The 12,267-nt window shown below is 71.7% G+C and carries 12 protein-coding genes; 8 read left to right on the top strand and 4 right to left on the bottom strand.

The genetic code is table 11. From position 1 onward, the window contains the following. Positions 1 to 29: 29 nt before the first annotated feature. The 7 genes from O0235_RS11360 (at position 30) to O0235_RS11330 (ending at position 6,824) form a co-directional block, all read left to right on the top strand. Positions 30 to 983, top strand: coding sequence for a lysophospholipid acyltransferase family protein (locus tag O0235_RS11360; protein ID WP_270055901.1), 954 nt, complete (start codon positions 30 to 32; stop codon positions 981 to 983). Continuing rightward, the gene (locus tag O0235_RS11355; RefSeq protein ID WP_270055900.1) at positions 980 to 1,855 is read left to right on the top strand and encodes a lysophospholipid acyltransferase family protein; all 876 of its coding nucleotides are present in this window, start codon (positions 980 to 982) and stop codon (positions 1,853 to 1,855) included. Before O0235_RS11360 ends, O0235_RS11355 begins: the two co-directional genes overlap by 4 nt. Beyond that, complete coding sequence (locus tag O0235_RS11350) at positions 1,842 to 2,564, top strand: PHP domain-containing protein (protein WP_270055899.1); 723 nt, start codon at positions 1,842 to 1,844, stop codon at positions 2,562 to 2,564. Before O0235_RS11355 ends, O0235_RS11350 begins: the two co-directional genes overlap by 14 nt. Continuing rightward, positions 2,561 to 3,718: a glycosyltransferase family 4 protein gene (locus O0235_RS11345; protein WP_270055898.1), complete on the top strand. Its 1,158-nt coding sequence runs from the start codon at positions 2,561 to 2,563 to the stop codon at positions 3,716 to 3,718. Before O0235_RS11350 ends, O0235_RS11345 begins: the two co-directional genes overlap by 4 nt. Continuing rightward, positions 3,718 to 4,356 (top strand): CDP-alcohol phosphatidyltransferase family protein, encoded by a 639-nt coding sequence (locus tag O0235_RS11340; protein WP_270055897.1) that lies wholly within the window; start codon positions 3,718 to 3,720, stop codon positions 4,354 to 4,356. Before O0235_RS11345 ends, O0235_RS11340 begins: the two co-directional genes overlap by 1 nt. Then, positions 4,353 to 5,460 (top strand): peptide chain release factor 2 gene (gene prfB, locus O0235_RS11335; RefSeq protein WP_270055896.1). Its coding sequence is split into 2 segments (ribosomal slippage): positions 4,353 to 4,418 and positions 4,420 to 5,460, totalling 1,107 coding nucleotides; the frame shifts between segments, so codons are not numbered across the junction. The genes O0235_RS11340 and prfB overlap by 4 nt, the downstream gene beginning before the upstream one ends. Next, positions 5,457 to 6,824 carry a peptidase MA family metallohydrolase gene (locus O0235_RS11330; protein ID WP_270055895.1) on the top strand — a complete coding sequence of 456 codons (1,368 nt, stop codon included), beginning with the start codon at positions 5,457 to 5,459 and terminating at the stop codon, positions 6,822 to 6,824. The genes prfB and O0235_RS11330 overlap by 4 nt, the downstream gene beginning before the upstream one ends. Positions 6,825 to 6,839: 15 nt before the next feature. Here the strand turns inward: O0235_RS11330 and O0235_RS11325 are convergent, their stop codons facing one another. Beyond that, positions 6,840 to 7,376: a DinB family protein gene (locus tag O0235_RS11325; RefSeq protein WP_270055894.1), complete on the bottom strand. Its 537-nt coding sequence runs from the start codon at positions 7,374 to 7,376 to the stop codon at positions 6,840 to 6,842. A 115-nt stretch (positions 7,377 to 7,491) separates the two neighbouring features. Continuing rightward, complete coding sequence (locus O0235_RS11320; protein WP_270055893.1) at positions 7,492 to 8,688, bottom strand: acyl-CoA dehydrogenase family protein; 1,197 nt, start codon at positions 8,686 to 8,688, stop codon at positions 7,492 to 7,494. Between the two features lie 90 nt (positions 8,689 to 8,778). Between O0235_RS11320 and O0235_RS11315 the strand changes: the two genes are divergently transcribed. Next, positions 8,779 to 9,960 carry a pyridoxal-phosphate-dependent aminotransferase family protein gene (locus tag O0235_RS11315; protein ID WP_270055892.1) on the top strand — a complete coding sequence of 394 codons (1,182 nt, stop codon included), beginning with the start codon at positions 8,779 to 8,781 and terminating at the stop codon, positions 9,958 to 9,960. Here the strand turns inward: O0235_RS11315 and O0235_RS11310 are convergent. Both O0235_RS11310 and O0235_RS11305 read right to left on the bottom strand, forming a co-directional pair. Next, positions 9,957 to 11,231 carry a nucleotide sugar dehydrogenase gene (locus O0235_RS11310; RefSeq protein ID WP_270055891.1) on the bottom strand — a complete coding sequence of 425 codons (1,275 nt, stop codon included), beginning with the start codon at positions 11,229 to 11,231 and terminating at the stop codon, positions 9,957 to 9,959. The two genes, O0235_RS11315 and O0235_RS11310, sit on opposite strands and share 4 nt — an antisense overlap. Further along, on the bottom strand, positions 11,228 to 12,241 hold the full coding sequence (locus tag O0235_RS11305; RefSeq protein WP_270055890.1) for a Gfo/Idh/MocA family protein: 1,014 nt from the start codon (positions 12,239 to 12,241) through the stop codon (positions 11,228 to 11,230). The genes O0235_RS11310 and O0235_RS11305 overlap by 4 nt, the downstream gene beginning before the upstream one ends. Positions 12,242 to 12,267: the final 26 nt, after the last annotated feature.

Below are 12,267 nucleotides of genomic sequence, written 5' to 3'. Positions count from 1 at the left end.
TAGATGACGGCCGGGTACACTTGACAGCGATGGGGGATTCGAACGGGGCTGAGCGCGCGCGGAGCCTGCCGAGGGCGGCGAGCCTGCCGAGCTTCGGCGCGGTGCAGTACTGGGCGTGGCGGGCGGCCCGGGCGACGATCGGCCGGACGCCGGCGCCGGCGGCCTACCGGATCGCCGGGGGGCTCGGGCACGCGGCCTACTGGTGCTGGCCCCGCGGCCGCCGGGCGATGCGGGCGAACTTCGCTCGGGTGCTGGGGACGGCGGAGCGGGGGCTGGTCGACCGGGTCGGTCGGGCCTCGCTGGCGGGGTATTTCCGCTACCTGGTCGACTTCATGCGGCTCGACGGGGGGCGGTTCCGGCTGCCGCAGGTTGAAGGCGAGGCGGCGTTCGCCGCGCTGGACCGGCTGCTGGAGCGGGGCCGCGGCGCGGTCATCGTCTGCATGCACTACGGCAACTGGGATGCCGGGGCGGCGTTCGCGGCGGCGAAGGGGTATCCGCTGGCGGTGGTGGCGGAGGGGTTCGGCGACCCGCGGCTGGACGAGCTGGTGCTCGGGGCGCGGGAGCAGCTGGGCATGCAGGTGATCCGCCTGGAGCGCGCCGGGCCCTCGATGGTCCGGGCCCTGCGGCGGAACGGGCTGCTGGCGCTGCTCATCGACCGGCCGGTGCCGGGGGAGGGGGTGGAGGTGAGCTTTTTCGGCGAGCCGGTCGAGGTGCCGGCCGGGCCGGCGCGGCTCGCGCTGGCAACCGGGGCGGCGCTGGTGCCGGTGGCGTTCCGGCGCTCGGACCCGCTGGGCCGCCGGATGGAGGTGGTGGGCGACTTCTCCATCGTGCCGTGCGACGAGGCGAAGCCGGAGTGCGTGCGGACGCTGACGCAGCGGGTGATGACCGCGCACGAGCAGTTCATCCGGGAGCGGCCGGAGCAGTGGTACATGTTCCGGGAGCTTTGGCGGGGGAACGGCGCGCGGGCGGGCGCGGCGCCATGAGCGGCCGGGCACTCGCGATGAAGGCCGCCTACCACCTCGCAGGCCGCTGGCCGGGGCCGTTCTATGCCATCGCGCCGGGCGTCGCGCGGGTGACGTGGGCGCTGAACCCGGCGCTTCGCCGGCGGGTGACGCGGAATCTGCTGCCGCTGTGCGACGGCGACCGGGAGCGGGCGCGGCGGGAGGGGCGGCGGGCGCTCCAGCACGTGCTGGAGTACTACCTCGACCTCGCGACGCTGCCCCGGAGGGAGATGTCGCGGTTCGAGGCGGAGCACCTGGAGATTTACCACGACGAGCGGCTCGACCTGCTGCGGTCGAATGGGGCGGTGCTGCTGGTCAGCGCCCACACGGGGAACGCGGAGATGGCGATCCAGGCGCTGACGTTCCGGGGGCGGTCGTTCGTCGCCCTCGTGGAGCGGCTGGAGCCGCGCGACTGGGCGGAGTACATGCTGAAGCTGCGGTCATCGGCGGGCGGGACGTTCCTCGAGGCGAACTTCGCGGGGGTGCGGGCGTGCATCGAGGCGCTGCGGCGCGGGGGCGTCGTCGGCGTGATGGGGGACCGGGACATCCAGCACACCGGGGTGTGCGCGCGGCTGTTCGGGCGGGCCGTCCGGCTGCCGCGCGGGCCGTGGGAGCTGGCGCGGCGGACGGACGCGCTGGTCATCCCGATCTTTTCGAGCCGGAAACGGGGCGACCAGTTCCGGGTCGACGTGGAGGAGCCGTTCCGGGTGGCGGCGACGGAGGACGCGGAGGCGGACATCCGCCGCGCGGTGGAGCGGTTCGCGGGGCTGCTCGAGCGGCACCTGCGGCGGGACCCGGGCCAGTGGGCGGTGCTGGAAGATTTTTGGAAGGTGCACGGCTGTGGGGAAGGCTGACCTCCACCTGCACACGCGCGTGAGCGACGGCTTCGCTTCGGTGGAGCAGCTGCTGGCATGGGTGGAGCACTGCACCGACCTCGACGTCATCGCGGTGACGGACCACGAGGACGTGCGGGGCGGGCTGGCGGCGCGGGAGCTGGCGGCGAAGCGCGGCTACCGGTTCGAGGTCATCCCCGGGGCGGAGGTGACGATGCTGCAGGGGCACGTGCTGGCGCTGTTCATCGAGCGGGACGTGCCGAGCTTCCGGGGGGTAGAATCGACGCTCGCGATGATTCACGATGCCGGCGGGCTGGCGGTGGCTCCCCACCCGCTCAGCTGGCTGACGCGGTCGGTGGGGCAGCGGACGCTGGATGCGCTCTGGCAGCGGGGCGAGGCGGGGGTGGCGTTCGACGCGATCGAGCTGGCGAACCCGAGCCCGGCGGGCCGGCGGACCGGGCCGAAGGCGGCCCGGCTGAACGCGGAGCGGTGGGGGCTGCCGGCGACGGGGAGCTCGGACGCGCACCATCTCGAGCACGTGGGCAGCGGCTGGACGGAGTTCCCGGGGACGACGGCAGAGGAGCTGCGGCGGGCGATCGCCGCGGGGACGACGAAGGCGGCGATGACGCCGGCGGCGCCGGTGCCGCCCGCGAAGCTGGCGCTGGGGCTGGCGTGGGGATATTCGGCGACGCCGCGGAAGGTGGTGCGGATGCTGGGGGGGCGCCGGTGAAGATTGCGCTCGTGAGCCCGTACGACTGGTGCGTCGAGGGCGGCGTGAAGACGCACATCCGGCATCTCGCGGCCTCGTTCCGGGCGTGGGGGCACGAGGTCGTCATCTTCGCGCCGGCCTCGGAGCCCGGCCGCGTGCGGGATGAGGTGCACGTGATGGGGCGGCCGTTTTCGATGCGGGTGAGCGGGTCGGTGGCGCGCATCACCTTCGCGTGGAAGTCGCCGGAGGTGAAGCGCGTGCTGCAGGAGCACCGGTTCGACGTGGTGCACCTGCACGAGCCGCTGATGCCGCTCCTGCCGTACCACTTCCTGCGGTATTCGAAGGCGGTGAACGTCGGGACGTTCCACGCGGCGAAGGAGGGCGGCAACCGGTTCTACGGCTACACGACGCCGCTGACGCGGCGGTGGTTCCGGAAGATCGAAGGGAAGATTGCGGTGTCGCCGGCGGCGGTGAAGCTGGTGAGCCGGTACTTCCCGGGCTATTTCAACATCATCCCGAACGGCATCGACTACGAGCATTTCGCGGGCCCGGCGGAACCGTTCCCGGAGTTCATGGACGGGAAGAAGAACATCCTGTTCGTGGGCCGGCCGGAGAAGCGGAAGGGGCTGACCTACCTGCTGCGGGCGTACCTGCGCATCCGGCAGGCGGAGCCGGAGACGCGGCTGATCGTGGTCGGCGCGGGGGACTTCACGCGGTTCGAGCGGGTGATGGCGCCGTTCCCGGACGTGGTGTTCCGGCCGAACGTGCCGTACGCCGACCTGCCGCGCTACCACCGGAGCTGCACCGTCTTCTGCGCGCCGAACACCGGGAATGAAAGCCAGGGGTATGTCCTGCTGGAGGCGCTGGCGGCCGGCGATGCGGTGGTGGCGAGCAACATCGAAGGTTTCGCCGGCGTGATGACCCACGAGATGGAGGGGCTGCTCGTCCGGCCGAAGGACCCGGACGCGATAGCGGACGCCATCCTGCGCCTGCTGCGGAACCCGGCGCTGCGGGAAGCGCTGAGCGCCCGGGGGCGGGAGCTGGCGCGGCACTACAGCTGGGACAACGTGGCCCACCGGGTGATGTCGTACTACGAGCGGCTGCTGTACGAGCGAGAGCAGGTGGCGGAGACGCGGGCGCGGCGGGCGGCGCAGCTCGCGGGGCAGGGCCGCTGATGGGCGTGACGCTGCTGCCGACCCGCCTGCCGAAGGGCGTGCAGGACGCCATCGGGCGGAGCGTCGGCGGGCTGGGGATTACGCCGAACATGATCTCGATGGCCGGCGCGGCCGGTAACGCGGCGGCGGCGGTGCTGGTGGCGCGGGGGAGCCTGCTGGCGGCCGGCATCGTCTACCTCGTGTTCTCGGCGCTCGACCTCGTTGATGGCGCGGTGGCGCGGGCGACAGGGAAGGCGAGCCCGTTCGGCGCGGTGTTCGACGCGGTGCTGGACCGGGCGAGCGAGGCGATCGTGCTGGCCGCGTGCGCGTGGCACTTCGCGGCGCGGGGGGAGCACTGGCAGGTGGCGGCGGCCTACGCTGCGCTGCTCGGGAGCGTGGCGGTGAGCTACCTGCAGCGCGCGGGCGGAGGTGGAAGGGGTGCCGATGCGGGAAGGGCTGTTCCGGCGGCAGGAGCGGGTGGCGGTGCTGGGGATCGGGCTGCTGCTGGGCTGGCTGACGGCGGCGATGGTCATCCTCGCCGCGCTTTCGAACCTGACGGCGCTGCAGCGCGCGTGGATGCTGACGCGGGCGCTGAGGGCCGAAGGCGCGCGCTGAGCGGCTCGATCGTGGGGCCGGGGCGTGCGAGGATGCGGGTATGAACGAACTGCAGGTGCGCGCGCGCGAGCTTTCGGACCGGATCTCTGACCTCCTGGTGCGTCTTTGACCTCGCCAGGGATGAAGCTCGCGTAGCAGAACTCGAACGACAAACCCTCGAACCCGGCTTCTGGGACGATGCGGCCGCAGCGCGGAGGGTGATGCAGGAGCTCGCCGCGCGGCGGGAGCGCGTCGAAACGTGGCGCGGGCTGGAGCGCCGCTCCCGCGATGCGGCGGAGCTCATCGACCTCGCCCTGGCGGAAGGCGACGAGGCGACGGCTGCGGATGCGGCGCGGGAGCTCGATGCTATCGAGGAGGAGCTCGGGCGGCTCGAATTCCAGCTGCAGCTCTCCGGACCGTACGACATGCGGAACGCCATCCTCGCGGTGCACGCCGGCGCCGGCGGGACCGATTCGCAGGACTGGGCGGAGATGCTGCTCCGGATGTACCTCCGCTGGGCGGAGCGGAAGGGCTTCGAGGCCGAAATCCTCGACATGACCGAGGGCGAAGAGGCGGGCATCAAGAGCGCGACCATCGAAGTGCGGGGGCCGTACGCCTACGGCTACCTGAAGAGCGAGCGCGGGGTGCACCGGCTGGTGCGGCTTTCGCCGTTCAACTCGGCGGCCACGCGGCAGACGAGCTTCGCGAAGGTGGAGGTAATGCCGGAGGTCGACGAGGTCGGGGAGATCGAAATCAACCCGGACGACCTCCGGATCGACGTGTTTCGTTCGAGCGGGGCGGGCGGCCAGAACGTGCAGAAGAACTCGACGGCGGTGCGCATCACGCACATCCCGACCGGCATCGTGGTGACCTGCCAGAACGAGCGGTCGCAGGCGCAGAACAAAGAGAGCGCGATGAAGGTGCTCGAGGCGCGGCTGCTGGAGCTCGAGCTGAACCGTCAAGAAGAGGAAAAGGCGCGGCTGAAGGGCGAGCACGTGGATGTTTCGTTCGGGAGCCAGGTCCGCAATTATGTGCTGCACCCGTATAAGCTGGTGAAGGACCTGCGCACCGGGTACGAGACGTCGGACACGACGGCCGTGCTGGATGGGGAGATCGACCCGTTCATCGAGGCGTATCTGCGGGCGCAGGTCGGGCAGGAGGAGGCATGAGGCTGGCGGCGGCGGCCGCGATGACGCTGGTGGCGCTGGGGCTGCTCGGGCCGGGCGGCGCGCCGGCGCGGGCGGCGGCGGTCATCGAGTCGGTCAGCGTGGAGAACGGCTATCCGCGCGCCCTGACCTTCCGGGTGACGGCGCGGGCCGATACGGAGATCACCGACGCGACGCTGCACTACGCGATCAAAGGGCGCGGGACGCGGGCGCTGGATAAGCCGAAAGACCTCGCGCCGGCGCGCGCGCTGACGGCGGAAGTCGAGCTGCTCGTCAATACCGGGCAGAACTACATCCCGGTCGGGTCGGAGTTCACCTACTACTGGGAGGTGACGACGGCGGACGGGCAGGTCGCGCGGAGCGAGGAGCAGCAGTTCCTCTACCTGCCGCCGGACCGGCAGTGGCAATCGGTGGCGAACGACTTCATGGTGGTGTACTACCACGGCGACCGGGAGACGCTGGCGCGGGCCTACCTGAACGCCGGGGCGGACACGTACGAGCGGATCGGGCGGCAGCTGTACGGCATCGAGCTGACGACGCTGCCGGTGAAGGTCATCCTGTTCGCGAATGAGGCGGAGATGAACCCGGCCCGGCCGGGCCAGGGCGGGCGGTTCGATGCGGCGGTGACGACCTGCGGCACGAAGGTGACGAACGACATCCTCCTGATGATTCCGCTCGCGTGCGGCTCCCCGGACCGGACGGACACGCTGCGGCACGAGCTGGGGCACATCCTGAACGACGTGGCGGGCCAGGGCGCGCTGGCGAAGCTGCCGGCGTGGATGGATGAGGGCGCGGCGGTGCTCGCCCAGTCGTCGCCGGGCGACTACGAGGGGGCGTTCCGGGTGGCTGTCCGGGCCGACCGGCTCATCCCGTTCAACCAGATGGTGGTGCCGACGAGCAATCCGCAGCTGGTGGGCGTGTTCTACGGGCAGGCGTACTTCATGGTGAAGTTCCTCATCGACCGTGAGGGACCGGGGAAGTTCGCGGAGCTGATGCGGACGATCAAGGCCGGGACGCGGTACGACCAGGCGATCGAGCGGGTGTACGGGCTGACGATGGCGCAGTTCGAGGATGCGTTCCGGCAGGAGCACGGGCTGGCGCCGCGGTCGCAGCCGACTGCCGCGCCGACCGCTGCCCCGGCGCAGCGGCCGCAGCAGGCGGGGCCGACGGCGATCCCGACGCGGGCGCCGGCGCAGTCGGGCGGGGACGGGAGCGGTTCGGGCGGGCTGGACCGGGGGATGCTGGTGATCTTCGGGGTGGCGTTGCTGCTGGCGCTGGCGGCGGTCTTCAGCTGGCTGCTGGCGATGATGCTGGCGAACAACCGGCAGCGGGGCGGCGGCGGAGGCAGCGCCGGCCCGGGCTCCTGACGTCGCGCCCGGGAGTCAGGCGATCGCCGGCGGGCCTCGGCGGGCGGCGCGGGGTATTTCGCGTCGGCGATCGCGCGGGTCGGGGAGCAGCTCCTCGAGGTGGTCGAGGAGGTGGCTTTGGCTGAACTGTGCTTCGCGGCCGGCAGGCGAGAGCAGTGCGGGGTCGCCGGGGCGAAACGGGATCGCGGGAGACCGCACGCCGCGCTGCAGGACGGCGCGAAGCCGTGCGCAACTCTCGCGGTAGCGCCGAATGCATTCCGCGGGCGAAAGGTCGATGGCGAGGGCAGCGAGCCACGCATTGATGTCAGCTTCTGCGGCGGTGCGCCAGCGGCGGGCCGGAATCCCCATCACCTCGGCCGGGTTCCGACCTTCGAGCAATGCAGCGCAGGCGAGGTTCCAGTCCGCGAGGTGGGCGATGTGAACTTTGCGCGGCCAGCCGTTCGCGGCTGGCGCTTCGAGGAAGCGGGCAGGGAGCCGTTCGAAGGCGGCGATGGAACGGTCAACCGCCCTCCAGCATTGGGGTGAGGGTTCGACCGCGCCGTCAGAGTCCATCGCTACAGTACAAGGCAAGAGCGCGCCGCCTGAAAGGTCCACTTCAGGCAAGCCCGGGACGCGAAGCGGCCGCCCCAGGGATGGGGCGGCCGCTGCTGGTTCCGCGGGACGGGCGTCAGCCGCGGGGCAGGCCGAGGCCGCGGGTGGCGATGATGTTGCGCTGGATTTCGCTCGTGCCGCCTTCGATGGTGTTGGCGATGGAGCGGAGGTACATGTACTTGATGCGGCCGCGCATCGGGGGCTTCGGGCCGTCGGTCTTCGCATCGAGCTGGCCGTAGAGGCCGAGGACTTTCATGCCGGTGCGGTAGATGCGCTGGTTGAGCTCGGTGCCGTAGAGCTTGGCGACGGCGGCTTCGTGGCCGGGCGCGACGCCTTCCTTCGCCTGGATGGAGACGATCTTGAAGCTCATCATCTGGGCGACGCCGGCCTCGACGTAGCGCTCGACGAGTTCGTGGCGGACGGCCGGGTTGTGGGCGAGGGTGCTCTGGCCGTTGGCGGTGTTTTCGCGGGCGAACTTGATGAGGTCTTCGACGGCCTGGCGGGCGCCGACGGAGCCGCCGATGTTGGAGCGCTCGAAGGAGAGCGTCGTCTGGGCGAGATACCAGCCGCGGTTCTCCTCGCCGATGATGTTGGCGCGGGGAACGCGGACGTCTTCGAAGAAGACTTCGTTGAACTCGTGGGTGTAGGCGGCGTTGACGAGCGGCCGGACGGTGATGCCGGGGCTCTTCATATCGACGATGAAGTAGGTGATGCCGCGGTGCTTCGGCGCATCGGGGTCGGTGCGCGCGAGGAGGATCATGTACTTGGCGAGGTGGCCGCCGGAGGTCCAGATCTTCTGGCCGTTGATGATGTAGTCATCGCCGTCGCGGACGGCGCGGGTCTGGAGGGCGGCGAGGTCGGAGCCGGCGCCGGGTTCGGAGTAGCCCTGGCACCAGATGTCCTCGCCGGAGAGGATGCCGGGGAGGTACTTCTTTTTCTGCTCTTCGGTGCCGTGGACGATGAGGGTGGGGCCGGCGAAGCCGACGGCGATGCCGCCGGGGCGGGGGAGGCGGGCCTCGGCGAGCTCCCAGTTGAAGATGAACTGCTGCATGACGGAGAGGCCGGCGCCGCCGTACTCCTTCGGCCAGGCGGGGGCGACCCAGCCGCGGGCGGCGAGGGCCTTCGTCCATTCTTTGCTGCCGCCGTAGAAGGCGCGCTCGCCGTCGTCATCGCGCTGGCGGGCCTTGTGGCCCTCCTCTTCGATGAACTTGCGAACTTCGGCGCGGAACGCGGCCTCCTCCGGGGTGTCGCGGAAGTCCATGGAATACCTCACGTGTGGTAGTGGCTCGATTGTACACGCGCGTCGAAAAAGGGGCTGCGAGCCGGGAGGCGGCTGCGGTGCGCAGGGGGTAGGATCGGCGGCATGCCGACGACGTTTACTCCTCCGAACCGCATCCTGATGGGCCCCGGGCCGAGCGGGGCGCACCCGCGCGTGCTCGCGGCGATGACGAAGCCGCTGCTCGGCCACCTCGACCCGGACTTCCTCCGGGCGATGGACGAGTGCCGCGGGATGCTGCGGGAGGTGCTGCAGACCGAGAACGAGGTGACGCTGGCAACGCCGGGCACCGGGACGAGCGGGATGGAAGCGGCGGTGATGAACCTCGTGGAGCCGGGCGACCGGGTGGTCGTGGGGATTTGCGGGTACTTCGGCGAGCGGATTGCGCAGATGGCGGAGCGGGCCGGCGGGGAGGTCACGCGGGTGCAGTCGCCATGGGGCGAGCCGGCGGACGCGGCGGTGGTGGAGGCGGCGGTCCGGGCGGCGGGCAATGTGAAGCTGGTGGCGATCGTCCATGCGGAGACGTCGACGGGGGCGGAGACGCCGGTAGAGCCGTTCGCGCGCATCGCGCGGGAGGCCGGGGCGCTGCTGCTGGTCGACTGCGTGACGTCGCTCGGCGGGGTGCCGGTGCGGGCGGATGCGTGGGGTGCGGATGCGGTCTACTCGGGCACGCAGAAGTGCCTGAGTGCACCGCCGGGCGCCGCGCCGATTACGCTCTCGCCGCGGGCGTGGGATGCGGTGCGGCGGCGCGAGACGCCGTGCAACACGTGGTATCTCGACCTCCAGCTGCTCGAGGCGTACTGGGACGAGCGGCGGGTGTACCACCACACGGCGCCGATTTCGATGATCTACGCGCTGCACGAGGCGCTGCGGCTGGTGCTGGAGGAGGGGCTGGAGGCGCGCTGGGCGCGGCACGAACGGAACGGGCGGGCGCTGCAGGCGGGGCTGGAGGCGCTGGGGCTGACGCTGCACGCGAAGGCGGGCTACCGGCTGCCGGTGCTGACGACGGTGCGCATCCCGGACGGGGTGGAGGACGCGGCGGTGCGGGGCGCGCTGCTGCGGCGGTTCGGCATCGAGGTCGGCGGCGGGCTCGGCGAGCTGAAGGGGAAGGTGTGGCGCGTCGGCCTGATGGGCGAGAGTTCGACGCCGGGCAACGTGCTGTACTTCCTCAACGCGCTGGGCAAGCTGCTGCGGGAGCAGGGCTTCCCGGCCGACCTGAGGGCCGGGCTGGACGCCGCGGAGGCGCGGCTGAGTTCGGAGCCGGACTAGCTGGCGGGGGTCGGCGGGCGGCCGACGCCGAGGTAGCGCACGCCGGCGGCCTCGACGGCGGCGCGGTCGAGGGCGTTCCGGGCATCGACGACGACGGGAGCGATGCGCGCCCAGTCGAGGCCGGCGTAGGCGCGGTGGTAGCTGTGGACGATCGCGGCGTCGTAGCCGGCGAGGGGTTCGGCGGCGCGCGCGAAGCCGAGCGAGGCGATGCCCTCGGGAGTCAGGAGCGGGTCGTGGCCTTCGACGCGGGCGCCCAGCGCTTCGAGTTCGCGGCGGAGGTCGACGGCGTTGGTGTGGAAGGTGACGGCGACATCCGGGCGGAAGGTGAGGCCGAGGACGAGAACGCGGCGGCCTTCGAGCCCGCCGAGGAGGGCGGCGAGGCGGCGGACGACGTACCCCGGCATCGCATCGTTGACGGCGCGGCCGAGGGCGGAGAGTGCGGAGGGGCCTTCGCCCTGCATGAGGAAGCGGGGGTAGACGGGGATGCAGTGGCCGCCGACGCCGGTGCCGGGGACGTGGATGTGGGAGTAGGGCTGGGAGTTGGCGGCGCGGATGACCTCGGCGATGTCGAGGCCGTGGACGTCGGCGACCATGGCGAGTTCGTTGGCGAGCGCGATGTTGAGGTCGCGGTAGGCGCCTTCGGCGAGCTTGGAAAGCTCGGCGGCCTCGGCGGAGGAGAGGAGGAGAACCTCGCCGCCGAACGTCTGGCGGTAGAAGTCGGCGGCGAGCCGGCCGCCCTCGGGGTCGACGCCGCCGACGACCTTCGGGTACTTCGTCAGGTCTTCGATGACGCGGCCCATGAGGAGGCGTTCGGGGGAGAAGGCGACGTGGAGGTCCTCGCCGAGGCGGCGGCCGCCGCGTTCGAGGCGGGGCGCGAGGACGCGCCGGGTGGTTCCCACGGGCAGCGTGGTATCGAAGATGCAGAGGGCGCCGGGGGTGAGCGCGGGCGCGACGGTGTCGACGGCAGCGAGCAGGTGGCTGAGGTCGGCGCGGCCGTCGGCGTCGACGTCGACGCGGACCGCGAAGAGGATGACCGCGGCATCGCGGACGCCGGCTGCGGTATCGGTGGTGGCGCGGAAGGAGCCGTCGGCGATGGTGCGGGCGAGGAGGTCGCCGAGGCCGGCTTCATCGGGGAGGGGGTTTTCGGCGCGGTTGATGCGCGCGACGCGGTCGGCGTCGATATCGCAGCCGGTCACCCGGTGGCCGCGGGAGGCGATGGTGACGGCAAGGGGGAGGCCGATGCGGCCGATGCCGATGACGGCGACGTTCATGGGAGGGTGGCGACCTCGTCGAGGCTGACGGGGAGGCCGGTTTCGCCGGAGCGGACGAGGGCTTCGGCGATGGCGAGGGCGGCGATGCCGTCGGCGGCGGGAACCGGTGGCGGGCCGCCGGCGAGGATGGCATCGCGGAAGGCTTCGAGTTCGACGCGGAGGGGTTCGCGGTTCTGGATGGGGTAGCGGGTCATCGGCCCTTCGGTGACGGAGGCGTAGACGCCTTCTTTCGCGGCGGCCGCGTAGTTCTCGTAGAAGCAGAGGACCTGCGCGGCGTAGTCGACGGTGAACATGCCGCGTTCGCAGAGGACGGTAAGGGTGCGCTCCTTGGTGGGGGTGAGCCAGTTGATGTCGAGGAGACCCATGGCGCCGCCGCGGAAGCGGAGCATGCCGGCGAAGAGGTCTTCGTTGCCGGTGGCGATGTGGGAGCGGGACTCGGCGTAGACGCGCTCGACGTCGTCATCGAGGAGGTAGCGCATGATGTCGATATCGTGAGGGCCGAGGTCGTGGATGACGCCGACGTCGCGGATGCGGTGGGGGAAGGGGCCGACGCGGCGGGCGCGGACCTGGAGGACGCGGCCGCCCTGGCCCTCGGCGAGGCGGCGCTTCAGCTCGCGGACGGCGGGGTTGAACCGTTCGATGTGGCCGACGGTGAGGAGGAGGCCGGCGCGGTCGGCGGCGGCGGCGATTCGGCGGGCGGCCTCGAGCGTGGCGGCGATCGGCTTTTCGACGAGGACGTGCGCGCCGGCCTCGATGCAGGCGAGGGCGACTTCCTCGTGGAGGCCGGTGGGGACGACGACGCTGACGAAATCGGGGCGCGTCTCGGCGAGGAGGGCCGCCGGGGAGGCGAAGCCGGGGATCGGACGGCCCTGGACGGCCTTGCGGACGCGCTCGGCATCGGGGTCGGCGACAGCGACGAGTTCGACGCCGGGGGTATCGGCGAGGACGCGGGCGTGGTTGGCGCCCATGGAGCCGAGACCGATGACGGCGGCGCGGAGCGTGCGGTTCACGGGTTCGAGGGTAGCGCGGACGGGTT

The sequence above is a fragment of the Tepidiforma flava genome (genome assembly GCF_027594505.1).
GTDB lineage: Bacteria > Chloroflexota > Dehalococcoidia > Tepidiformales > Tepidiformaceae > Tepidiforma > Tepidiforma flava.
This window is presented reverse-complemented; position numbering and strand designations above follow the sequence as displayed.